23 protein-coding genes and 1 tRNA gene are annotated in these 22,925 nt (G+C 64.9%); 13 read left to right on the top strand and 11 right to left on the bottom strand.

What is annotated here, in order from left to right:
- Positions 1 to 31: 31 nt before the first annotated feature.
- From NN5_RS05275 to NN5_RS05315, 8 genes are all read left to right on the top strand, one after another.
- The gene (locus tag NN5_RS05275; protein WP_067732974.1) at positions 32 to 802 is read left to right on the top strand and encodes a CsgG/HfaB family protein; all 771 of its coding nucleotides are present in this window, start codon (positions 32 to 34) and stop codon (positions 800 to 802) included.
- Positions 803 to 1,362: 560 nt separating this feature from the next.
- A complete protein-coding gene (locus tag NN5_RS05280; protein WP_067733024.1) occupies positions 1,363 to 2,049 on the top strand; it encodes a response regulator transcription factor in 687 nt (228 codons plus the stop codon).
- Positions 2,046 to 3,401 carry a sensor histidine kinase gene (locus NN5_RS05285; RefSeq protein WP_084384746.1) on the top strand — a complete coding sequence of 452 codons (1,356 nt, stop codon included), beginning with the start codon at positions 2,046 to 2,048 and terminating at the stop codon, positions 3,399 to 3,401. Before NN5_RS05280 ends, NN5_RS05285 begins: the two co-directional genes overlap by 4 nt.
- A gap of 228 nt (positions 3,402 to 3,629) precedes the next feature.
- Positions 3,630 to 4,634: an MlaA family lipoprotein gene (locus NN5_RS05290; protein WP_067732975.1), complete on the top strand. Its 1,005-nt coding sequence runs from the start codon at positions 3,630 to 3,632 to the stop codon at positions 4,632 to 4,634.
- A complete protein-coding gene (locus NN5_RS05295; RefSeq protein ID WP_067732976.1) occupies positions 4,631 to 5,869 on the top strand; it encodes a glycosyltransferase family 4 protein in 1,239 nt (412 codons plus the stop codon). Before NN5_RS05290 ends, NN5_RS05295 begins: the two co-directional genes overlap by 4 nt.
- 96 nt (positions 5,870 to 5,965) lie before the next feature.
- A tRNA-Gly gene (locus NN5_RS05300) sits at positions 5,966 to 6,039 on the top strand.
- Between the two features lie 75 nt (positions 6,040 to 6,114).
- Entirely contained in the window at positions 6,115 to 6,366 is a 252-nt protein-coding gene (locus NN5_RS26580) for a hypothetical protein (RefSeq protein WP_067732977.1), read from the top strand.
- Between the two features lie 744 nt (positions 6,367 to 7,110).
- Positions 7,111 to 7,383: a hypothetical protein gene (locus NN5_RS05315; protein ID WP_067732979.1), complete on the top strand. Its 273-nt coding sequence runs from the start codon at positions 7,111 to 7,113 to the stop codon at positions 7,381 to 7,383.
- Positions 7,384 to 7,412: 29 nt separating this feature from the next.
- On the opposite strand, the gene NN5_RS05320 is transcribed toward NN5_RS05315, so the two are convergent.
- From NN5_RS05320 to NN5_RS05365, 10 genes are all read right to left on the bottom strand, one after another.
- Positions 7,413 to 8,447: a hypothetical protein gene (locus NN5_RS05320; protein ID WP_067732980.1), complete on the bottom strand. Its 1,035-nt coding sequence runs from the start codon at positions 8,445 to 8,447 to the stop codon at positions 7,413 to 7,415.
- 4 nt (positions 8,448 to 8,451) lie between these two features.
- Positions 8,452 to 10,983 carry a fimbria/pilus outer membrane usher protein gene (locus NN5_RS05325; RefSeq protein WP_157081018.1) on the bottom strand — a complete coding sequence of 844 codons (2,532 nt, stop codon included), beginning with the start codon at positions 10,981 to 10,983 and terminating at the stop codon, positions 8,452 to 8,454.
- A 3-nt stretch (positions 10,984 to 10,986) separates the two neighbouring features.
- The gene (locus NN5_RS05330; RefSeq protein WP_245656250.1) at positions 10,987 to 11,739 is read right to left on the bottom strand and encodes a fimbrial biogenesis chaperone; all 753 of its coding nucleotides are present in this window, start codon (positions 11,737 to 11,739) and stop codon (positions 10,987 to 10,989) included.
- A gap of 47 nt (positions 11,740 to 11,786) precedes the next feature.
- Positions 11,787 to 12,380, bottom strand: coding sequence for a hypothetical protein (locus NN5_RS05335; RefSeq protein ID WP_067732982.1), 594 nt, complete (start codon positions 12,378 to 12,380; stop codon positions 11,787 to 11,789).
- A complete protein-coding gene (locus tag NN5_RS05340; protein WP_067732983.1) occupies positions 12,380 to 13,000 on the bottom strand; it encodes a hypothetical protein in 621 nt (206 codons plus the stop codon). The genes NN5_RS05335 and NN5_RS05340 overlap by 1 nt, the downstream gene beginning before the upstream one ends.
- 1 nt (position 13,001) lies before the next feature.
- Entirely contained in the window at positions 13,002 to 13,568 is a 567-nt protein-coding gene (locus tag NN5_RS05345; protein ID WP_067732984.1) for a hypothetical protein, read from the bottom strand.
- An 18-nt stretch (positions 13,569 to 13,586) separates the two neighbouring features.
- Positions 13,587 to 14,162 carry a hypothetical protein gene (locus tag NN5_RS05350; protein ID WP_157081019.1) on the bottom strand — a complete coding sequence of 192 codons (576 nt, stop codon included), beginning with the start codon at positions 14,160 to 14,162 and terminating at the stop codon, positions 13,587 to 13,589.
- Between the two features lie 48 nt (positions 14,163 to 14,210).
- Positions 14,211 to 14,735, bottom strand: coding sequence for a hypothetical protein (locus tag NN5_RS05355; RefSeq protein ID WP_067732986.1), 525 nt, complete (start codon positions 14,733 to 14,735; stop codon positions 14,211 to 14,213).
- Between the two features lie 29 nt (positions 14,736 to 14,764).
- Complete coding sequence (locus tag NN5_RS05360) at positions 14,765 to 15,346, bottom strand: hypothetical protein (RefSeq protein WP_157081020.1); 582 nt, start codon at positions 15,344 to 15,346, stop codon at positions 14,765 to 14,767.
- A 98-nt stretch (positions 15,347 to 15,444) separates the two neighbouring features.
- Positions 15,445 to 16,077 carry a hypothetical protein gene (locus tag NN5_RS05365; RefSeq protein ID WP_157081021.1) on the bottom strand — a complete coding sequence of 211 codons (633 nt, stop codon included), beginning with the start codon at positions 16,075 to 16,077 and terminating at the stop codon, positions 15,445 to 15,447.
- A 462-nt stretch (positions 16,078 to 16,539) separates the two neighbouring features.
- Between NN5_RS05365 and NN5_RS05370 the strand changes: the two genes are divergently transcribed.
- On the top strand, positions 16,540 to 17,196 hold the full coding sequence (locus NN5_RS05370; protein WP_067732989.1) for a hypothetical protein: 657 nt from the start codon (positions 16,540 to 16,542) through the stop codon (positions 17,194 to 17,196).
- Positions 17,197 to 17,306: 110 nt separating this feature from the next.
- Here the strand turns inward: NN5_RS05370 and NN5_RS05375 are convergent, their stop codons facing one another.
- Positions 17,307 to 18,848, bottom strand: a complete 1,542-nt coding sequence (locus NN5_RS05375) for a bifunctional aminoglycoside phosphotransferase/ATP-binding protein (protein WP_245656251.1) — start codon at positions 18,846 to 18,848, stop codon at positions 17,307 to 17,309.
- A 153-nt stretch (positions 18,849 to 19,001) separates the two neighbouring features.
- On the opposite strand from NN5_RS05375, the gene NN5_RS05380 reads away from it, so the two are divergent.
- The 4 genes from NN5_RS05380 to NN5_RS25650 are packed head-to-tail and all read left to right on the top strand — an operon-like array spanning position 19,002 to position 22,877.
- Positions 19,002 to 20,387, top strand: coding sequence for a UbiA family prenyltransferase (locus NN5_RS05380; RefSeq protein ID WP_067732990.1), 1,386 nt, complete (start codon positions 19,002 to 19,004; stop codon positions 20,385 to 20,387).
- On the top strand, positions 20,384 to 20,833 hold the full coding sequence (locus tag NN5_RS05385; RefSeq protein WP_067732991.1) for a GtrA family protein: 450 nt from the start codon (positions 20,384 to 20,386) through the stop codon (positions 20,831 to 20,833). Before NN5_RS05380 ends, NN5_RS05385 begins: the two co-directional genes overlap by 4 nt.
- Positions 20,833 to 22,146, top strand: coding sequence for an FAD-binding oxidoreductase (locus NN5_RS05390; protein ID WP_067732992.1), 1,314 nt, complete (start codon positions 20,833 to 20,835; stop codon positions 22,144 to 22,146). The genes NN5_RS05385 and NN5_RS05390 overlap by 1 nt, the downstream gene beginning before the upstream one ends.
- Complete coding sequence (locus NN5_RS25650) at positions 22,143 to 22,877, top strand: SDR family oxidoreductase (protein WP_067732993.1); 735 nt, start codon at positions 22,143 to 22,145, stop codon at positions 22,875 to 22,877. Before NN5_RS05390 ends, NN5_RS25650 begins: the two co-directional genes overlap by 4 nt.
- Positions 22,878 to 22,925: the final 48 nt, after the last annotated feature.

A 22,925-nucleotide genomic window follows, 5' to 3' on the forward strand; every position in this document is an offset into this window, starting at 1 on the left:
GCAATGCGGCAGCAAGGAGGGAATATCTGTCATGAAAAAATTCGTCTGCGTACTTGGTGCAATCGCCATTTCGGCCGGTGCAAATCCGGCAATAGCCAAAAGCAAGTCTTCCGCGCGCCAGGAACAGGAACGCGGGACGCAGGAAATTCCCGTCTGCTACAAGAACCTCGGAACGATCGCGATCGTCGAGCCGGACAACAAGTGGTGGCGCGAATTCAACCTCGGCAGCCCGGAAGCGATCCTCAAAGTGTTCGTCCAGCGCTCCCACTGCTTCACGCTCGTCAACCGCGGCCGCTCGCTCCAGAGCAGCGCGATGGAGCGGGCCCTCGCCGAGCAGGGCGAACTCCAGGCCGGATCGAACATCGGCAAGGGCCAGATCAAGGCGGCGGACTACTTCCTCCAGCCCGATATCGTCTCCACCAACAACAACTCGGGCGGCACCAATCTCGGCGGCGTGCTGGGCGGTGTCGGCGGCCTGTTCGGCCGCGGCTTCGGCGCCATCGCCGGCGGCATCAACATCAAGAAGGGTGAAGCCAACGTGACGCTTTCGATCGTCAACGCGCGCACCACTGTCGAGGAAGCGCTGACCGAAGGCTATGCCCGCAAGTCCGATGTCAGCTTCGGCGCGGGTGGCGGCGGCTTCTTTGGCGGCACGTTCGCCGGGGTCGGCGGCGGCGGCTACCAGAACACCCAGATCGGCCAGATCATCGTGCTGGCCTACCTCGATGCCTATACCAAGCTGGTGGACCAGCTCGGCGGCCTGCCCGAGGATGCCTCGGCAGCAGCGCCCGAAGCGCACTGACGGCTGGAAACGCCCGGCATTTCAGGAAAGGGCGGGCCTGCGGGTCCGCCCTTTTTGCTGGGGCCGGCAATCGACCGCCTGGCCCAGGACCTGCAAGGCTGCCGTTCGCTCCCTGACAGCTCCTCCTAACAGCCATTGTCAGGCGACCGGGACGGCGTTGTACCATAGTCTGCCGGACGTCCATTCAACGCAGATCCGGGCCGGGAGATGACGCCTTTCGAAACCATGTCCCCAACAATCGCCGGAACGGCCCTGCTCCCGGATGCAGGCCGGGCCGTGACGCCTGCTGAGCGTACCGGGGAAGCGGACACGTCCATCCCAGTCCCTCCATGTGGCGATCCGTAACCCCCCGCCAGATGGCGGCTTTCACGCCTGCCGCGATCGAGGGCTGGGCAGATCCCCGATCCGGAACGGCCGAATGTGCCGCCACTGGCACCCCCGCCCCGGTGTGCAACGGCGCGTCCATTGCCATCGCGGGCGGGGCATCCTACCGATCATGGAATTCAGGCGACGCGTGCGGTAAAGACGCGATGGGTGGCACCAAAGGGGACAATAGCGGAATGAGCGGGCTCAATATCCTCTATATCGAGGACGATGCGCGCGCTGCCTCGCAAGTTGAGGAACTGATCGCGGGATCCGGCAACACGGTCACCTGGGCGCCGACCGGGGCCGATGGTCTGCGGCGGGCAGGCGCCGAGCGCTTCGATGTGATCATTCTCGACCGTATGCTGCCCGATCTCGACGGGATCACGCTGCTGGGCCGGCTGCGGGAAAGCGGCGTCGGCACGCCGGTGCTGATGCTCTCGGCGCTGGGCCGGACGTCCGATCGCGCCGAAGGGCTCGATGGCGGGGCCGACGATTACCTGGCCAAGCCCTTCGAAGCCGAGGAACTGCTCGCGCGGCTGCGCGCCCTCCATCGCCGCGGCTCGGGCCGCGAACACAGCGCCGTCATCCTCTACGGTGCGTTCGAATGCCACGTGAAGGCCCGCACCGCCTTTCGCGACAACCGGCATCTTTCGCTGAGCCCCAAGGAATTTGACCTGTTCCGGTATTTCATGAGCAATGCCGGGGAAGTGCTGACGCGCGAGATGCTGCTGCGCGATGTGTGGAAAATGAATTTCGATCCGCAGACCAACGTCGTCGATGTCAACATCGGCCGTCTGCGCCGCAAGCTTGAGGACGGATTCGACAGTCCCGCCCTCGAAACGATCTGGGGATCGGGCTACCGGCTGCTGGACGGGCGGTGATCCACCTCGTCGCGATCCGCCATTCGATCTTTGCCCAGATCGTGCTCTGGGCGATCTTCACTGCCGCAGAGATCACTTTCGGCCTGTGGCTGCTTACCGACAGCACCATCCAGCGGACCAATCATCAGGCCCTGGAACGCGCCATCGATCTCGATATGGCGGGCATGGTCGACATTTTCGCCAGCGGCGGCGCGGAAGAACTCTCCAAGCGCATAAGCGACCGTCTGGCGCTGCAGCCGCGCAACGGCAACACCGCGCATTATCTCCTTGTCGATGCGCAGAACCATCGCATTGCCGGTGACATCAAGGGCTGGCCGGCCCTGCGCCCGGCAAGCGGCAACGTCGCGGAAATCCGGCTCGACAACGGCGGCAACGCGTTCGCCCGCACGACCCAGCTGGACCCGGAGCTGCGACTGCTGGTCGCACACGAGCATCACGATCTCGACGTGCTGCTGCGTCAGGTTGCGCTGGCTTTCCTGAGCGGCGGCATTCTGGCCGTTCTGGCTGTGGCGCTCGGCGGCTGGATGGCCGCCCGGCGGCTTGCCGGCCGCATCGAAAGAATCAACGCCGCCTTTCGCCAGCCCGACAATTCGGCGCTGGAGGACCTGTTCCTGGACGCGGGCGGCCGCGACGAGATCGACGAGCTGACGATCCACTCGGGCAACGCGCTCGTGCGGCTCAAGCGGCTGGCCGCTGCCCATCGCGAAACGACCGACCATGTCGCGCACGAAATGCGCACGCCGTTGATGCACCTCGACAACCGGCTGGTCAAAGCGCTGGCCGCCACGCCCGATGCCGAAACGGCCGCCCGCATCGCCGATGCCCGCACCGAGATCCGCGGGATCATCCGTATGCTCGAATCGCTGCTGGACATTGCCGCCAGCGAAGCGCGGCGCGGCGACCGTCACGGCCTGGCCCCCGTCGACCTCAGCCTTCTTGCCGCCCGCCTGGGCGAACTCTACGCCGACAGCGCCGAGGAAACGGGCCGGGCGCTCAAACTCGACATCGAGCCTCAAGTCATCATCGAGGGCGAGGAAATGGCCCTGACCCGGCTGATCACCAACCTGCTCGACAATGCCTTCAAGTTCGTGCCCGCCGGGGGCACCGTCTGGCTCGTGCTGCGCAAGGGGCCCAAGCTGATCGTCAGCGACGACGGCCCCGGCGTTCCCGAAGATCAACGGGAGACGATTTTCGAGAAGTTCAGCAAAGGCGAACGCTCCGCCGGTTCCGATGGCGCGGGGCTGGGGCTGGCCTTGTGCCGGGCGATTGCCGAACGCCACCATCTGAAAATCACCCTTGTGCCGACAGACAAGGGCGCCTGCTTCAGTGTTAGCCCGGAAACCAAGCGCTAGCGTCAAGGCCTCTCGGGAGCCCGTATGAAAATTCGCCTGCCGCGAATTTTGCGCCACCGGCCCGCTCTCGCCCCGGCCGGTGTCTGATGAATTTTGGCCACGCACCTGCGGAAAATCCCCCTTTGCAACGTCTTGCAATTGGCGCGCGCGTCTTCGTGCCCATATAGGTTCCCGCGATAGGCCAATCAGGGTGTTTTTTTGTCGTTAGTCTTATGTGTTGCCCCGTTGATGGTCGCGGCTGCGCCCGCGGCGCTCAACGTACCGCCTGCCGCAGCGGCTCCTGCCGAAGCTGTTACCGAAACTGCGCCTGCCGGAATACCTGACGCAAGCGGCAGCGCGCCGGAAGCGACCGCCGCACCTTCTGCCGCAGCCTCCACCGACACCGAAGCAGAAGCCCCCGCGATTGTCGTCACCGGGCATCCGCCATCGCCCGCCGACCCGGTCGAACAGCTCAACGCAGTGTCCTTCAAGGCCGTGCAGGCGGTCGATTCCGCCGTGGTCGGCCCCATCGCCCACACTTATAAAGTCACTGTCCCCGAACCCGTCCGCGACGGGGTGCACAACGCCCTCGACAATCTCGACGAGCCCATCGTCTTTCTCAACTTCCTGCTCCAGCTCAAGCCGGGCAAGGCCATCGAGACACTCGGCCGGTTCGCCATCAACACCACGCTCGGCGTGGGCGGACTGTTCGATGTCGCCAAGAAGAAGCCGTTCAACCTGCCGCGGCGCTCGAACGGCCTTGCCGATACTCTCGGCTACTATGGCGTCGGGCCCGGACCTTACCTGTTCCTGCCGGTGATCGGATCGACCACGGTGCGCGACCTCATCGCGCGTCCGTTCGACCTGCTGATCCTGCCGGCGATCGCCCCGACGCCGTTCTCCGATCCCAAGGTCGCCCTGGGCAAGGGCATTATAAGCGCGGTCGACGAGCGCGAGCAGAATGACGAGAAGATCGCCCGGATTCACGGGGCAGCGGATCCCTATTACGTCCAGCGCGAGGAATACCTCGCCCGCCGCAAGGCGGAGATCGAAGTGCTCAAGGGCAAGCGCAAGAGCATCTACGACCCGCCCTACTACGAACTTCCCCCATTACCTGCTAAAGACGGTCCGGCCACAGACACCAACGCCCCGAACACCGGCACTCCAGACGCCGCCAACGCCCCAGACACCACCCCCGCTGAAACCGCCCCTGCTGGAACCGCCCCTGCTGAAACCAACGCCGCCGAACCATGATCCCCGCGCCCACCTCTCCAGATTCCGTCCTGTCCACGGCCGTCCCTCCCGCCCTGTCCGCGCTCCGGATCGCCTTCGTCAGCGGAAACTACAATTGCCTGCGGGACGGCGCCAACCGCGCCCAGAACATGCTCGTGCGCTATCTGCTCGAACACGGTGCGCAAGTGCGGGTCTATTCACCCACTTGCGATACGCCCGCGTTCGAACCCGCGGGGGATCTGGTGAGCATCCCCTCCACCCCGCTGCCTTTCGGCCGCAAGGAATACCGCATGGCCTGGCGGCTGCCCCGGACGATCCGCGAGGACATCGCCGCGTTCGCGCCCAATCTGTTCCATATCTCCCTGCCCCTGTTGCACGGCAGGAGCGCCTTGAAACTGGCGCGCCACATGGGCGTGCCGGCCGTCGCCGCGATGCATACGCGCTTCGAGACGTATCCGCGCTACTACGGGCTGGGCTTCATGGAACGCCCGCTGCTGGCCGTGCTGCGCCGGTTCTACCAAGCCTGCGACCACGTGGTGGCCCCATGCGAATCCGCCGCCCGGACGATGGAGGCGCAGGACATGCACAGCCAGGTCGGGATCTGGGCGCGCGGCGTCGATCCCGAAGTGTTCCATCCGGACAGGCGCGACATGGCCTGGCGGCGCGAACAGGGCTTTGCCGACGATCAGCCGGTCATCGCCTTTCTCGGACGGCTGGTGCTGGAAAAGGGGCTGAATGATTTCGCCGCCGCCATTGCCCGGCTGCGCCGCGAAAACCCGGCATTCGGCGTGCTCGTCATCGGTGATGGCCCGGCCCGCGCCCAGTTCGAGCAGGCGCTGGGCGGCACTGCCGTTTTCGCAGGCTACCAGCAGGGTGCCGGCCTGGCCCGCGCCATCGCGAGCGCCGACATCCTGCTCAACCCCTCCTCGACCGAGGCTTTCGGCAATGTCTCGCTCGAAGCCATGGCCAGCGGCGTCCCTGTGATCGCCGCCGACGCCACGGGCAACAGCAACATCGTGATCGACGGCCTGACCGGAGCCCTCATTCCGCCCGGCGACATTGACGGCTATACCGGAGCCCTGCTGCGCTATCTCGCGGACCCCCTGCTGCGCAAAGCCCACGCGTTCAATGCCACGGCCCACAGCCAGTCGTTCACCTGGGACAGGGCCAGCGAAGGAATCGCCCGCATCTATCTTGCGGCAATCGCGGGCCGCCCCCCGGTATCCCGCGAAGTGATATTGACCGACCCCCAGTGATTGTGGCAAGCGCGCTTTGCTTGCGGAACAGTCTGTAAACCGGCCTGTACCCCGTCAGCGCAGCCAGCACGTGGAACCGCGGTTTCCTGCAGGTTTGCGGGTGTAGCTCAATGGTAGAGCAGAAGCTTCCCAAGCTTACGACGAGGGTTCGATTCCCTTCACCCGCTCCATCCTGAACAGGTCCAGAAGCGGTCGCTGGTTCAACGGCACCCGCTGCCCGCATTGCCTCAATCGCAAGACAAGCTATGATCCCCGAGATGCAAGATCGACAGGATCATTTCGCCTACTGTGTCCAACTGGTTGGTGGCATCACCGCTTTTTCGCGGCGCCTCCGGATAGATGAGCGAGCTATCCGGCGGTTCATTAACGGCGAGCGGCCCATCAGCGACGGTCTGCTTCAAGACACCGCGGAGGCATTACGCGAACTCAGCGCGGAAGCCAGCGCGGCGGCAGAAACAATCTCTGCCACTTTGACCACTGAACCACGCGATCCGTAATCGGCTCAGTTCGAACTGCCGTTCGCACCTTGTAGGCGAGCGCGAGTTTCGCCTGTATCCCTACTCACTGGCCGCGCGGCTTCTCATTTCCGCGTAGGCCTTCTCTCGCGCGTCGGGCGTCAAAGACAAAAGGTAACGGCTTGCCTCCTTATAGGTCAGAAACGGCTGGCCATCGGCGATGATGGGGACCGTGCGGCCATTGTAGATCCTGCGCAGCAACCGCCGCTGCGATCTACCCAGCGACTGATCGCAGTCTTCGGTGATGGCAGTATCCTATCCTGGAGAACGTCTGTTCGCTGCTACCATCGCCAGCGCACGCAGGCGAGCCTGCTTGCGCCGCCAAACCGGACATTGGGCGGTTCAAATCGGCTTCCCGAAACCGGCCGTTTGTTCAGGAAGCCCGGATCGACGACGAACGACCGCTGCCCGGCAACGCCCCTTGATAATACTGACTATTTTTCTGAACCCGAACGACCCAAATCAAATTAGTTAACGAGCGCGCTCACGGAGTTAACCTTCGTTGAACACGGCACGTTGAACTTCATGCTTCATAACGGCCCCATGAAAACCTTGGGGTTTACGTCAATGAAGTATATTCCTTCCTTGGTTGCACTTGCTGGTGCTGTTGCTTTTGCTATGCCCGCACAGGCGGACATGCCAGGCACTGTGACACAGGCTGGGCAATACACGATAGGCATTGTCGGCTACGTACCGGTGATTTGCCGTACCCATGTTGATGCGAACATGATCACCCCTGAGAAAGGGACGTTTCAGCTCGGCACGCTCAACAACTTCTGCAACAGCCCCAACGGATACCGCGTCTATGCGGACTATTCGCCGTCGCTCGCCCATGCGCAGATGCTGGTCGATGGCGCACCGGTGGCACTGGCAAAGGGCGGCTCCACGCTGATCACCTCATCCGACCGGGCCTCGATCGACCAGCACGAACTCGCGCTCGCCGTTTCCGAAGGACGCGCGGTCTCCGGCTCGATCAGCTTCCGTATCGAGCCGCTCTGACGCCTGGCAACGACCCCTGCCGGTTCCGGTCAGGGAGCGTTGCCGCAGGCATAGGTCCCGGTGTTCGACGCGATGAGCGGAGTCACCGTGACAGTCAGGGTGTCCGTGTAGGTGGGTGAGGGATTCTTGCCTGCACCGCCTTCCTGCAGCGCGCCCTGGATGTAGAGCTGGTTGCCCGAGGTCAGTCCGGCACGCTGGCAGTCCTTGTCGATGACGGTCACGCCCGCCGCAGCCGTGGTCCTGTCGACAGTTTGACCCAGAAAGCTCAATGCATAGGCGACCTGGTCGTCGGCGGTCGTTGCGCCCGGTTTCTTCAGCAGGAAGCCGTTGGCGGATGACAACTGGACATTATAGGCGCCGGAACTCAGCACCGAGACATAGTTCGTCGCCGCCGTTCGCTGCGGCGTCGTGGCAAGCGATGACGTCGTGATGGCGCCGATTTCGCCGAAGTCCAGCGTAGTGCCGGCGTAATAGGTCCGCAGGGCGCTGAGGACGTTCACGTCGATCGTCACGGCGTTCGCCTGATCGATCGGTGTCTTCTGGTCCTGGAAGCCGCCAGTGCCGTCACAGACGTAGCGGATTCCGAAGCTGATCGGCTTGCCGGCACTGAGGTCCGTTCCGGCCGGGACAGTGACCTTGATGTTGAGAGTTACCGAATCCGGCTGCGCTGCGCCTCCGAAATTGTAGTAGATCTGGCCCGATACGTTCGACTGCGCCTGGGGCAGCCCGTTGGTGGCCCCTTCGTTGTAGAGCACATTGTAATACGTGGTGCCGCCGGGCAAAGTCGCCGCCACCTGATAGTCAGGGCTTCCCGCAGGCTTGGTCAGGATGAAATAGACCTGCTGCGTCTTCTTGCCGCCCGATCCGACGGCGCGCGTCAGCGTGAGCGGGATATCGGCCTGGTTCAGCCCGCTCGTCCCGAACGGGTCGTAATAGATGCCGGTGGACGCCATGGCCGTGCCGGTCACGCCGCATATGTCGGCGGCATGCGCCTGCCCCGCCGTTGCCATCGCCGCCAGCGATGCGATCGCGGCCAGCCACCTCATTTTGAACTTTACCTGCATCGTCTCACTTCCCAACGGGCCTGATCGTGCCGAGCTTCACGATGCCTTCGGCATCGTCCGGAACGGTTATCAGGTAAGTCGATTTCTTCTCGTCGAGCATTTCCAGGCGCCACTGGCCGGGAGCCAGGCCGGTCGCGCCGAAGCGGCCCTGCCGGTTGGTGAACATCGTCACCGGCGGACGTTCGGGGTGGGCGATTTCGGTGGCCTTGCCGGCCACCAGCGACACGGGCTGGCCGTCCACGTCCACCATCTCGCCGATCGCGGTGAAGTGATAGTCGGACCCCACCTCCAGCTTGTAGCCGCTGCGATAGGCCGGATAGAGCTTGTACGAACCCAGACCGATATCCACGCCGGCCGGGGCCTGGGGGACGTCCACAGCGACGGTCCGCTCGGCGTAGGACGACAGGTTCGGCATCGTTGCCGCGCCCAGTTTGCCGCTGTTCGCGGTGTAGCCATAGGCGCTTGGCTCGACGACGACATCGGCAGTCTTCAGGCTCTTGTGCGGGCTGACGACGGCAAAGCTGTCGTAGATCGGCCTGCCGACGGATACGGCGCCATCGGCCAGGGCAATCGACGTGGCCACGCGGAAGTTCGTGCGCTGGCCGATGTCGGACGTGAAGTCGCCGGCAAAGGTGCCGTAATGGCTCACCCCGAGTTCCGCGCGGTTCGCGAAATAGTTGAGATTCATGCTGACATCCGACCCGTAGTCGGAGCGTTGCACGTCAGCCGTGACGTTGTAGCTGCCCACGCCCGAGCCATGCAGGCTCTGGTAGGAAACGCGGGCGCGATTGTCGCGGGAATCGAACTCGCTGCGCACGCTCGACGACGCGCCGAGGCGCACTGTCAGGCTCAGGAAGGCACTGACGTCCTTGCCGCGCGTGTCTTCCTGATAGCGGGCTTCCGCAGTAAGGCTGGCCTGCGGCGACAGCCGCCAGCCGGCCAGCACCCGGTAGTTCTGCAGGTTCTGGTTGTCGCCGCGCCCCTTCGAGAAGCGGGCATCCACACCGGCGTAGAAGCTCGGGCTGAAACTGTGGCTGTAGCCGCCACCCACTTCGTACTGGTAGGGGTTTTCGGCCAGGAAGAAGCTGACCGGCGCGAACCGCTTGGAGCGGTGTTCCGCGAAAAGGTTGAACGTGTCCGACTGGCCGTCGCGGTGCTGGATCAGGCGCTGGAAGGTCGCCTGCAAGGCATAGCCGTCACCCACCCCCTTGCTGTGGCTGAAGGCGGCGCTGGTCCCCAGCGTGCCGATCGAGGATCCGATGACAGCCTCGACGCCGCCCATCTGGATATCGGCGTCGGCCTGGAAATTCGCTCCCAGCGTTACATTGTCGCTGATGCCCCGGCGGTAGAAGCCGGAGGTAATCCATTTATCGGTGTAATGCGGTCCGCTGAGGCCCAGCGGCGACTTGACGCCGGCGTAGAGGCCGAACTCGCTCAATCCCTTCGCGAGCTGGGTCTGGTCCACGAAGACGTTGAACCGCAGGACCTCGCTGCGCCCGGTATCATCGAGCACGTTGAGGCGGATGTCGTTGGCGCCCTGCGCGAACGGAAAGTCGCGCAGGTTGTAGTTGCCGGGCCCTAGCTGAAGACGCCGGACCTGCTCGCCATTGACAAGGACCTCGACTGTCGAGGCGCGTTCCAGCGTGAAGGTGCGGTCGCCTCGCGGACGCACGATCATTTGCGGATTGAGGACGCTGTAGGACCGGAAAATGGAAATGCCGGCCATGTCCGGCGCCGTCTGGAAACTGCGCGCCTGGGGCTGCAGGTCGCCTGCCGTGACGCGCAGCACCTTGTCGGTGTCGTCGTAGACCAGACGCGAGCCAAGGCGCTGGAAATCAGGGCCCAGATTGCCCGGCGTCCAGATGGCGTCGGACTCCGCGACCACTCCGCCCAGACGGGTGGCACCGTTGAGCAGGAAGACCGGGGAATTGAACCCGGTGTCCGCCCCGGTTTCCACAAGGTCCAGCGATCCGCGGATGTTGAGGTAGGCGCTGAAGTCCGCCGGCTGCACGAAGCTGCCCACGGCGGTCCGGTCCAGCGCGGAGACGGATACACGGCGGGACGCGCGCAGTTCCACCGGGATCGTCAGCTGGAGTTCGAGCGTGCGGGGGCTGTAGCCGATCCCGATACCGCTGGAGGCGAAGTCGCCAGGGCCGATGGTGGTGCGGCCGGCAAAGTTGGCCCTGAGGGTGTCGAGGACCTGCGGGTCGATCACGTCCGTCAGCAGCTGCAGGATGCGCGCTGCCGGGAAACTGAGCGAGTCGTCGGGGCCGATGGTGAGCGGGACGTCGCCGAGATAGGCGGCGCCGTCGCGGACCGGCACTGTCAGCATGATCGCGCGGCCGGTGGGATTCAGCGGCTGCGAGCGCGCTGCAGGCACGCTCGGTGGCGGCGTCGCGGCAGCACTCGCGGCCTGCGCCGTGTCATCGTGCAGTCCCTCGGCCGGAATATCGGCCGCAAACACCTCACCGGAGAAAACGAGCGCAAACGCGCTCGTTCCGGCTAACAGGCTGAAACGGATTGCCCCCCCAGACATGGCTTATCTGTTGTCGAAAGCGAAGGATGCCTCGACGGTGCCTTCCGCAGAGGGGAGTTCGACGGGAACCGTAACCGTGCGGGCCTGGCCGCTGCCGATCAGGCCGAAGCCCATGGTCTGCTGGATTTCAGCCGAAGAGAGCGACTTGGAGAAGATCTGCTTGCCCGAGCTGTCCTTCTCGACGATGCGCAGGTGGCCGTTCGACAGATAGCCGTAAGCGGCGGTCTCGTTGTGGACCTGCAGCACAGGCACGGGCTTGCCGGCCGCGTTCTTGCCGATCGATGCGCTTTCGACCGTGAACTGCGGCTTGATGCCGTCGGGGCCGACGCTGACCAGAACCTGGAAATTGTACAGGATCTGGATCGCGGACTGGCCCTCGGGCAGCTTCACCGGAAGCTGGGCCACGGTGATGTAGTAGTGATGGCTCTTGGCGAGCTGCGGGTCGCCGACGTACTGGACGCGGAACGACTGGGTCTGCCCGGGCGGGATCAGCGCCTGCGGCGGGAACACCAGAAGATCCCCCGGATCGACGCCGGTGGCCTTGACGCCATCCGGCGTCAGTTCGAGTTCCTGAATGGTCAGCTCGACGGGCAGATCATTGGTGAAAGTGTTTTCCACCGTCAGGACCTGAGACATGCCCTTGCCGGCCGTCTGGAGGTCGATCACGACAGGCTGGACGGTCATGGCCGACGCTGCCGAAATCGGGGAAACTGCGGCCAGCAGGAAAGCCAATGCACGCTTTGCTGGTCTGATCACGTTCTTCACTCCCAAAAAATCCCTGTGCCCTGTGAGTTGCCGGAAGGTCAGTTTGCCGGAACCAGTTCGACGACGATGGCATCGCTGTATTCACCGGCAACAAGCGGTCCGCCGCCCGCCGGAGTTGAAATGCGGATAGCCATGTCTCCCCGTGCCGGATCGCTGGACGCGATCGAGGCCGTGCCGGCATCGCTCTGACGCACGAGGTTCATGCCGGCCCAGTCGATCGCGACCTGATAGGGCAGGAACTCGCTGAATCCGCCGCCGGCCGTGCTGCCCGCCTGTGCGCCGCTACGCAGCAGACCGCCGTTGTTGCTGCGCACGACCACGGAATGGGAGCTGTTGCACACGACCGGAAAGTCGAGCTCGATCGACGTCGGGCGGGCCATGGCCGTCTGATTGTCGACCAGCTGGGTGATGGTGATCTGGCCGCTGCCCACTGATCCCGCCGCGAACGTGGCGTTCTGCGCGTTGGTCGCGCGGGGCTGGTTGATGACGCAGGCTGCCGGAGCATCGCCGTAGAGATACAGCGGCTGCTGGTCCGGGGCCGCGCCCTGGTCCTGCGCGCGAACCGCGCCGGGAAGCAGCAGGCCGGCGGCCATGGCGGCGCGAACGAAGCAAGACAGGCGCGACAGGCGCATCACCGCGGCTCCAGGAAAATGCGGACCGTGTCGGCGTAGTTGCCCGCCAGGACCGGCGCGTTGACCGCGACGTTCGACGCGCCCTCGGCAATGTCGAGGCTGAGGCTGATGTCGCCCGCGGCGGGCTCGTCGATGTTCACGACCTGCTGGACGAGCTGGCGGACCTTGCCGTCGGTGCGGAGGCTGGAACTTGTCCCGTCCCAGGTCACCTGGGCCTGGTAGGGGACGGCATAGGCGAAGCCGCTGGCACCGCCGCTGACCCGTCCGTCCGTCGGCCACAGGCCGTTGTTCTCGGACTGGATCCGCAGCCGGTGGGGGAAATTGCAGACCGCAGCGAACGCCACGGTGATGCGGGCGGCCCGGATCGCCAGCGTCTGCGGGTCGGTGAACTGCAGGATCTGCAGGGTATTGCCGTCGATCCCGGTGAAATTGACCTGCGATCCGGCCTGAAGCCGCGGGTTCTGGATGGCGCACACGTCGGGGGCGTTCCCGGTTACGGGCAAGGCCTTGCTGGCAATATTCGACTGCGCCGCGGCAGGGCCCGAAAGCAGGCCGCCAAGGCTCAATCCCATGACCAGAGCCAGATGCCCCAGCCCCCCCAGATGACGGTGCGCGCGCATCTTATTCCACCGCAGTCAACGTGACCGTCACCGAACCCTGGTAGTTCGTATCCGACACAAGGCGAAGGGCGCTGCCGCCGCTGGTGCTGAAGCTGCTGAGGCCCACGGTGATATCGCCGGTGAAGGCGGTGTCGCGGGACTGCGTGGCAGCGGCATTACTGACGGCCGAGGTGTCGAAGCTGGCGGGAACGGTGGTCCAGCCGCTCGCCGTGGCGACGTAGTTCACCGTGCGCGAAAAGCCGGAGGGCGGCGTCGTGGTGAAGTTCTGGGCCGTCATCGGCGTCGCCACGATCTGGATCGTGCTGCGGGTGGAGCAGAACGACCCGGCCAGGACCTGGTCCGGCGCGGACAGGTCCGTGCGCAGCAGGCCCGTCGTGGTGTCGGTCAGGACGCCAAGGTCGAACGTACCGTTGCCCGACAGCGTTCCGCCCGAACACAATGCCGGGACCGAGCCGATCACGGCGAAGTCCTTGGCCGAAGTGTCGGTCAGCGTGTCCGACGACTGGGCCTGTGCGTTTGCGGCAAAGGCCGCCAGCGCCAGAGCCGGGATCGCATAGATCAGTCGCATCTTCGTACCTCCGCCTGATTATTGGACCGTGGTGGCCGGGCCCAGCGTGACGATCACCGTTCCGCTGTATTCGCCCGCCACCAGAATGGCATCGCCCGGCGCCGTGAAGCCCGACAGGGCGACTCCGATGTCGGCAATCTTGGGCAGCGGCTGTGTGCCGCCAGTCCCGCTTGCCGAGGCGGACGAGCCATCTCCCAAGGCTGCCGTTGTCGCTGTGGCATCCCCGCTCGCCCAGCCCGTTACCAGCGCCGTGAAGTTCACGGCACGGGCAAAGCCCGGCTGAAGCGTCGAGCTGTCATTGGCGACGAGTGCCGTGGCATCGACTTTGACAGCCGAACCCGCGAAGTTGCAGAAACTGCCCGGCAGGCTCACCGACTGCCCCGGAAGCACGGCGATCCGTCCCGCGCGTGTCCCCGAAGTGGCCGCCATCTGTCCAAGGTCTACCGTCGCACTCGACGGGTCGCCCAGGATACAGATCGAGGCAACCCGGCCATTGACGGCAACGTTCCCCGTATCGGTATCCGTCGCCTGGGCAAAGGCCGCGCCCGGCGCCATTGCGGCGGCGGCTACCAGAAGGCTGTATATCTTCCTCATGGGATCAAATCTCCGGGTTTACGCAACGGCGTCCACCGGCCAACCGGATCAGGTTGCCGGTGCCAGAACGACGTCAACGCTGCCGTTGTACGTGCCAGCCACCAGCAGGCCGGTGGCAGACGCATTGGAGAGCGTGACGACCACGTTGCCAGTGAACATGTTGACGTTGGCCGCCGCCCCGGCGAGCGCATCCGTCGAATCGTCGGTCGCATCGACGCTGTTGGCATTGGCGGTCGCGGTGTAGTCCACGCGGTTGGTGAAGCCGGTGGCTGCCGCGGCGACGTTCGTGATGGCATTGGCCTTCACGGTCACGGTGGCGGCAGTGCTGTTGCACCAGCCCACGAGGGTGGCGTTCTTGGCATTCACCTTGCTGACATCAAGCGTGCCGGCGTTGGTGTCGCTGCCGCCCAGGGCCATTTCGCCAAGCGAGATGGTGGCGCTGGGGGTGGTGAACAGGCAGCGGGCCGCAACCGTGCCGTCGATGCTGACGGTGCCGGTGCTCGATTCCTGAGCCATGGCGGGGCTTGCCAGCAGTGCCGCTGCAGCCGAGGCGAGAAGCCATTTCTTGCGCATGTTGAAGTGTCCTTCCGTTTAGCGGGCGATCACGCGCCGGGCGCGATGACGACCTGGATCTGGCCGGTGTAAGCGCCGGCAACGAGAAGATCCGTGGCGCTGTTCGTTGCGAAACTGTCCGCACTGATCACGACATTGCTCGAACCATTATTGGCAAGGCGCCCGCCGATGGCTGTCGCAGTCAGCGGCGTCGTGGTCGTGGCCGAGAAAGGGACGTTCGGAGTTGTCACAGTCGTCACGGCGACATGGGCCGTGTAATCGATGCTGTTGTCGTATCCGGTGTCCGGCGTCCCGGCTCCGCTGATGGCCAGCGGCGTGGCCGAAATGGCGATGGTCGGGTTGGCCGTGGTGCAGACCACCCGGGCCGCAAGAGCCGAGCCCCCAAGCGACGTGAACGAAGATGCCAGATCAGTACGCATCGTGCCATCGGCCTGGCTCAGTTCACCGAAATTCACGGTGGTGCCGAAAGTGGTGCCGGCCGTTTCGGATACGACGATGCACTTGTCGCCAACTGTACCGGCGAGATTGACAGTTCCGGTGGTGCTCTGCGCCGCGGCGGGCGTGGCAATGACGGTGGATACCGCCAGGGCCATCAACGTTATCTTCCTCATTGCACTTCCCCTAAAGAAACCGGCCCTAAAGAAACGGGCGTGGCCGGAATTGGTCAGGTTTGCCGCGGAAAGCCCGCGGGTATTCGATACGATGCCCGTCATGACGCGGGCGAAATGGTTACGGTCAGCGTGTCGCTGTAGCTGCCGGCGATGAGCTGGTCGGTGCCGGAATAAGCGGGCGCGCTGACGGCGATGTAGGACCCGGCAAGACCGTAGGAGCGCGGGACAAGAAGCCCGTTCGATGCGGATGCCGTGCCGTTGAAGTCGCAAGTCGATCCCGAAATGCCCTGAGCGATCTGGCCGACCGGACAACTGCTTGCGACAGTGCCGGAATCCGACGCGACATTCAGGGCAACCGTGTACGGCGCCTTGTCAGTGTAGCCCGGATCACTGTTGGCCGTGCCCGCCTGCAACGCGCCGTTCAGCGAAGTGACGGCAATACGCCAGGGCGCGGTGCACTCGGCCGTGAACGGGATCTGGCCGGACCATGCGGCCGCGTCGATCACGCCTGCATCCACCGTGCCGCTGGGCGCGCTGTTGGATGCAAACCCGCAGCGTCCGCCGACCGACGCCAGGACGTCGATCTGCATCGCCACACGATCCGGCCCGGATACATATGCGTTCGGATAGTAGGCCGTGACAGGGCTCGTCGAAGCCAATGCAGGCATGCCGCAAAGTGCTGCCGAGGCAGCCAGCGCCGCCCCCAGCACCCGGTCGTGATGTATCTGCAAAATGCTCAACACCGCACATGCCCCACTCGTTTCGAGGGCCACAGCCTCGAAACAGCCACCAAAAAACCAAACTATTGCCGCCAGCTTCCGCCGACGCCGGAGGCCTTCCGAAACCGCTGGCCGCAGAGCCAGGAGAAACCAGAATGCAACCGTAAACCGTAAGCTGTTGTATAACCACGCTACTGCTGGCGGATTTGATTGGAGTCAATCGAGATTCAATGACTTGCAAATGACATGGTTTTAAAAACCATTCATTATCAATATTTTATGACGATTTCCGCCGCAAATATAACAGCGACTGTACCGAATTGACGCGACTTTCATGCCAATGGTGCACAAGCTTGGCATAGTAAACTTCAAGCCCTGTAAGTTAACAAGCGATGTAACCGTCGAGTCGACGTCTTTCGGGTTGTGTTCAGGATGCCCGGCCGGCAGTCTCGCCGCAGATCTGGGGCGATTGCGATGAAGACTTATGAGTTTGCGATCCTGGGGTTCGGCGTGTTTCCCTGTATCGTGGCGCTCGCGCTGCGCGCGATCGATCCGGATCTTCGCATCCTGCTCCTGACCGGCGACAGCGAGGTGGGGGGCGGCGGTCTCGACCTGATGCTGCCAGAGCGGCTCAATGCCGCGGCGCGCGCCGTTCTGGAACCAATGATCGTTCGCGAATGGCCGGCCTACTACGCCCAGGGCAGTGGTGAAGCTGTGCTGACCCACGAGCCTGTGGTCCTCGTCGATCCGGTTCAGGTCTCTCTGGAAGTGGAGGCACAGTTTCCAGGCGATGCGATCGTGACCTCGTGCGGCACCGTGAGCAAGCTGGGGCGCTTCGCGACCTTTCGCGGAGGACAGGCCGAAGTCTCCCAGCTCATCGACCTGACCCGTTGGATGGGCGTTCCCGCTGAAACGAAAATCGTGGGTGCCGATGGCCTGTGGGCGCTCGACCTGCCGGTCATAGCCGAAGCTGAAAGCCCTGGAGAGGAATCGGGGGCCTATTTCGCCATCCCACTAGGCGATGAGCGGATGGCGATCAGGCGATGGAAGGTGAGCGAGGGAGACTCCTCCCTTCGCCCGGCGGTCGCGACAAGCGATATATACGCCATCATGAACGGCCTGAGCTCGTAAACCGAACGCTCCGGCAACGCTGAGGCACGGGCGGCTCCAGAAGAGCGCCCTTCGACATGAAGAACGGCAAATTTCTCCCGCGTTTCTCGTTTCCCGCAGCCTTCCCAAGCTTACGGCGAGGGTTCAATTCCCTCCATCGCCGCCATCAGGACAGCATCCGGCGACCCTCCCGCATTAATCCGCCGCCAGGTCCCGAGATCACCCAGATCATAGCTGAGCTGGCGATCGACCACGGCGGCATTCGCATCCGAAGCATCGCCGTGCCGCGCGCCGACCCGGGTGCGCATCGTGTCGGCGGGGGCTTCGAGCCACAGGCCGGTGAAAGGCACGCCGCAGTGCGCGGCGGCATCGGCGGCGGCACGGCGCTCGGCTGGATCGGCGAAGACGGCATCGACGATGACGTCCATCCCTGCCGCCAGGGTGCGGCGCGACTCTTCCATCAGGGTACGATACACCTCGGCGCTGTGGTCCCGGGTATAGGCTTCGGGTGGCAGCGGCTGTTCGGGCAGAACGCCGGCCAGCCGCTTGCGCAGCACGTCACTGCGCAGCCAGCGGGCGCCGGGCGCGCCGCCGCACAGCGGGGCCAGCTTGCCTGCGAGTGTCGATTTGCCGGTGCCGCTGAGGCCGCCGACCGCGATCAGCCGGGGCGGCTTGCGGTCGAGGAAGGCGAGCGCGGCATCGAGATAGCCGCGCGCCGCCGCGGCCTTGTCCTCGCGCTGGGCGGCATCTGCCTGCCGTTCGGCCGCGCTGGCATTGACATGGGCCCGCACGGCAGCGCGCATCGACAGGAAGAGAGGCATCGCAGCCAAGCCATCGCTTTCGGCCCGCATGTCGCAATAGCGGTTGAACAGGTGCGAGGCTTCGGCATGGAGCCCGCGCTGCCACAAGTCCATGAGCAGGAACGCGAGGTCGTAGAGCACGTCCGTAGTGGCCAGTTCGGGATCGAATTCGAGGCAGTCGAACAAGGTCGGCTGGCCCTGCCACAGGCAGATGTTGGCGAGATGCAGGTCGCCATGGCAGTGCCGGACGTGGCCGGCTTGCCCACGCCGGTCGAGCAACGGGGCCAGAGTTTCGAGACCTTCGAGACTGCGCTGGTGGAGCCGGTCGCACCGGGCGGCGGGCAGCAGCGCTTCGGGCAGGGCCGCCATGCTCGTGCGGTTTCCATCGATCACGGCGCGCACCCGGTCCGCGCCGGGGCCTTGCACCGCTTCCGCCGTATCGTGGAACGCCGCGATGCGATCGGCCAAATCGCGGATCAGGTCCGGCGCCAGCGGTCCCTTGCGGGCCATGGCATCGAGCAGGCATTCGGGCGCGAAACGGCGCATGACCACCACCCAGTCGACCGGCTCGCCTTCGCCCAGCGCCAGACGGCCATCGGGCTGCCTGCCCACGGGCTGAACGGCCAGGTAAAGGTCCGGCGCGGTCCGGCGGTTGAGCACCAGTTCCGCGTCGCAGACGGCCTTGCGCCGGTCCACGGTCGAGAAGTCGAGATAAGGATAGCGCACGGCCCGCTTGAGCTTGAAGGCTTGGTCCCCGGCCAGGAACACCACGGCAGCGTGGGTATCTATCCGCTCCACCCGTCCGGACAGCCCATAGGTTTCCGGCCTGGACAGGAAGGCCATGGTCTCGGTCTGGTCATCGCAATCGCGCAAGGGGCTCTCCTTCGCCGCCAGAGATACGCGAGCGGAGGGCCGCTGGCGAGCTTTCCCGGGCCCGTTTCGATTATCGATAAATTAACCGTATTCGCCCCATGGGTTGTTTCCGCAAGGCGGCGCGCAGGCGCATTCTCCAGGGGACATTCAGCAATGAGCGCTAGCGGTTGGGATACAACGAGACTGGTTCTTGTTGTCGGCCTGAGCGACATTGTCCGGTGGCCGGAAAGCACGCTGGAAGCGTTCTGGAACGCCGCATCGGTGCGCTGGTCGGCCCCGTTCGAAGCGCTGGCGCGCGAACGCCGCGGTGCGCCGCTGCGCGACCGGTTCGAGGCTGCGTCTCTGGCCGCGCCGACACGGCAGGCCTATCGCGACGACGTGCTCGCCTCCGTGCGCGAATGGCGCGGCCGTGGCGGACGGGTTGCGCTCGTTTCGGACGGCCATCCCGAAGCGGCCCGCGCCGTGGGAGCCCACCTCGGCCTGTTCGACGAAATTCACGACGTGGCGGGCCCTGGCACGGCCCGCAGCAACCGCCTCGACGCTCTTCTGGGGCAGGGATGTTATGCCGAATTAGAGCATCTGACAGCTCTACCATCCGATCTGGCGCCGGTATTGAGGCCGGTCCTGACGGCAGCGGAAGTAACGCCGGAAAAGCCGCGCCGCCGGATGCCTGCAGCCCTGCGGCTGGTTCGCCCGCACCAGTGGCTCAAGAATTTCCTGATCTTCGTGCCGATGATCGCCGCGCATGAACTTACGGCCGCGGCTTTCGGGCAGGCCCTGCTGGCCTTCATCGCCTTCAGCCTGATCGCTTCCAGTACATATGTCCTCAATGACCTGCTGGACCTCAACGCGGATCGTGCGCATCCCCGCAAGTGCAACCGGCCGCTGGCATCGGGCGCCGTCAGTCTGCCGCTGGGCACCGCCATGGTGCCAGCCCTGGCCTTGGCAGGCATTGCGGTTGCGCTGATCTCCGGCCCGGCCCTGCTGGGCATGTTGCTGCTCTACTTCGCCGCCACGGCCGCCTATTCGTTCAAGCTCAAGCGGCTGGTGGTCATCGATATCTGCATGTTGGCCGTGCTCTATACCATGCGCATTCTGGCAGGCAGCGCGGCGACGGGAATTCCGAGTTCGGTCTGGCTGCTGGCCTTTTCGATCTTCTTTTTTTTCTCACTCGCCGCCGTGAAGCGTCAGGCCGAACTGGTCGACGGCGTCGCTTCCGGGCTGGTGACGGCGCATGGACGCGGATACCATGTCGATGACCTTGCCGTTATCGGCAACATCGTGGTGGCTTCGGGCATGATCTCGGTAATGGTGCTGGCACTCTATGCCAATTCGGCGCCGGTGCTCCAGCTCTACAGCCGGCCCGAGATGCTGTGGGGAGTCTGCCTGATCCTCCTGTTCTGGAACAGCCGCATCGCGATCCTGACCCATCGCGGCGAGATGCACGACGATCCGCTGGTGTTCGCCGCCTGCGACCGCACGAGCCAGCTTTGCGGCCTCGCCATCCTCGCGCTGGGCGTGGCCGGGACGATGCTGTGAGCCCGCACGTCCTTGCCGCGCGGTATATCGCCTTTGCGGTGCTTGCCACTGTAGCGAACCTTGCCGTCCAGCGCGTCGTCTTCGCTGGCGCAGGCGCCGCACCGGCGCTGGCGCCCGCCATTGTGTTTGGCGCGGCAGTGGCGGCAGGGACGCTGGCCGGGCTGGTCCTCAAGTATGTTCTCGATAAACGCTGGATCTTCGACGACCGTTCGCAGGGCCTGCAAGCGCACGGCAAACGGTTCTCGCTCTATGTCCTGATGGGCGTGGCGACGACGGCCATATTCTGGGGCGCCGAGACGCTGTTCTGGCTGATCTGGCACTCGCAGATCGCGCGCGAAACCGGGGCCGCCATCGGCCTGTCGATCGGGTATGTCGTGAAATACCGGCTCGATCGCCGGTTCGTTTTCTCCCGGCAGGACGCGCAGGACTGGAGTCCGGCGCCGTGATGCTGTCGGGCTGGGGCCGGTTCCCCCGGCAGGACTGCCTTGTCCATGTCCCCCGCTCCGAAGCGGACTTGCAGGCCTTGATCGCGCAGGGGCCGTTGATCGCCAGAGGCAATGGGCGCGGATATGGAGACTGCGCGCTCGGCCCCGCCGGCACCATCGACATGCGCCGGTTCAACCGCATCCTCTCCTTCGACGCGCAAAGCGGCATACTGGTGGCGGAAGCCGGGGTGCTGCTGGCGGACGTGATCGCGGTCTTCCTGCCGCGCGGCTGGTTTCCCGCAGTCACGCCGGGCACCAAGTTCGTGACGCTGGGCGGCATGGTGGCGGCCGATGTTCACGGCAAGAACCATCACAAGCATGGCAGCTTCGGCCACTGCGTCGAATGGATCGAACTGCTTGGCGCGGACGGCGAAGTCCGGCGGTGCAGCCGGGAGGAGAACGCCGAGCTGTTCGCATGGACGATCGGCGGGATGGGGCTGACCGGGATCGTGCTGCGGCTGGCCTTCCGCTTGCGTCCGGTCGAAAGTGGATGGATCCGCCAGCAGACCCTGCCTGCCCCCGATCTCGAAACGGCGATGGCGCTGTTCGAGGAACATGCCGGAGCGACCTATTCGGTCGCCTGGATCGACTGCCTGCATGGCGGCAAAGGGCTGGGCCGCTCTTCGCTGATGCTGGGCGAGCACGCGCGGCTGGACGAGTTGGGCGCGCGGCGCGATGCCCCGTTCGCCACGCCGCGCCGCCGGTTCCGCAAAGTGCCTTTCGATGCGCCGCAAATGGCCCTCAATTCGCTGACCGTGCGGGCTTTCAATGCGCTCTACTATCACCGCGCCGTCGCGCAGCGCGGCGAAGCGCTGGTGGACTGGGACGGATTTTTCTACCCGCTCGATGCGCTGCTGGAATGGAACCGGATCTATGGCCGCCGCGGTTTTGCGCAGTTCCAGTGCGTTATCCCGCTGGAAAGCGCCGCTGCCGGTCTGACCGCGCTGCTCCGCACGATCAGCGCCAGCGGGCAAGGCTCGTTCCTGGCCGTGCTGAAACGCATGGGGCCCGGCGAAGGCCCGATTTCCTTCCCGCGCGAAGGCTATACCCTAGCGCTCGATTTCCCGGTCAACCCGCAGGCGCTTGCCCTGATGGAACGGCTCGATGCCATCACCATCGATCACGGCGGGCGCTTCTACCTCGCCAAGGATGCGCGCATGAGCGCGGCCACCCTGCGCGCCTCGGACCCGAGAGCCCGCGACCTTGCCGCGCTGCGCGAAGAGCGCGGCCTCACCTCATTTCGCTCCAGCATGGCGGAAAGGCTCAATCTGTGACTTCCTCTGTACTCGTAATCGGCGCCCGCTCGGATATCGGCCTGGCGGCAGCCCACCGTTTTGCCGCAGCGGGATACGACGTGCAGCTTGCCGCCCGCAACGCGGCCCAGTTGGAGGCCGATGCCGCCGACATCGCCCTGCGCCATGGCGTCCGCGCGACGATGCACGAACTCGACCTGCTGGCGCCCGGCACCTTCGGGGCTTTCCTCGACAGTCTTCCCGCGCTGCCGCAAGTGGCCATCTGCGCGGTCGGCCTGCTGGGCGATCAGGCGGTCTCGCAGAGCGATCTGGAAGCAGCGAGCCTTGTCATGCGTAGCAATTACGAAGGACCGGCCCTGATGACCGGCCTGCTCGCCGAACGCTTCGAGGCGCGCGGCAGCGGGACGCTCGTCGGCATCAGTTCCGTCGCGGGTGATCGGGGCCGGGCCAGCAACTATGTCTATGGTTCGGCCAAGGCGGGCTACACCGCCTTCCTTTCAGGGCTGCGCAACCGGCTGGCGAAAAAGAACGTCCATGTACTCACGGTCCTGCCCGGCTTCGTGCGGACCCGCATGACCGAAGGCATGGACCTGCCCGCCCGCCTAACGGCCGATCCCGGCCAGGTTGCCGAAGCCATTTTCGCAGCCGTCTCGAAAAAGCGCGACGTGATCTATGTGAAGCCGGTCTGGCGGCTGGTGATGGGCGTGATCCGCGCCGTGCCCGAACGCATCTTCAAGGGAACGCAGCTGTGATCCCATGCCGCTCCCCGGTGGCCGGGCGGATTGCGGCAAGCCGGCCCC

This window comes from Novosphingobium naphthalenivorans NBRC 102051 (genome assembly GCF_001590985.1).
Lineage (GTDB): Bacteria > Pseudomonadota > Alphaproteobacteria > Sphingomonadales > Sphingomonadaceae > Novosphingobium > Novosphingobium naphthalenivorans.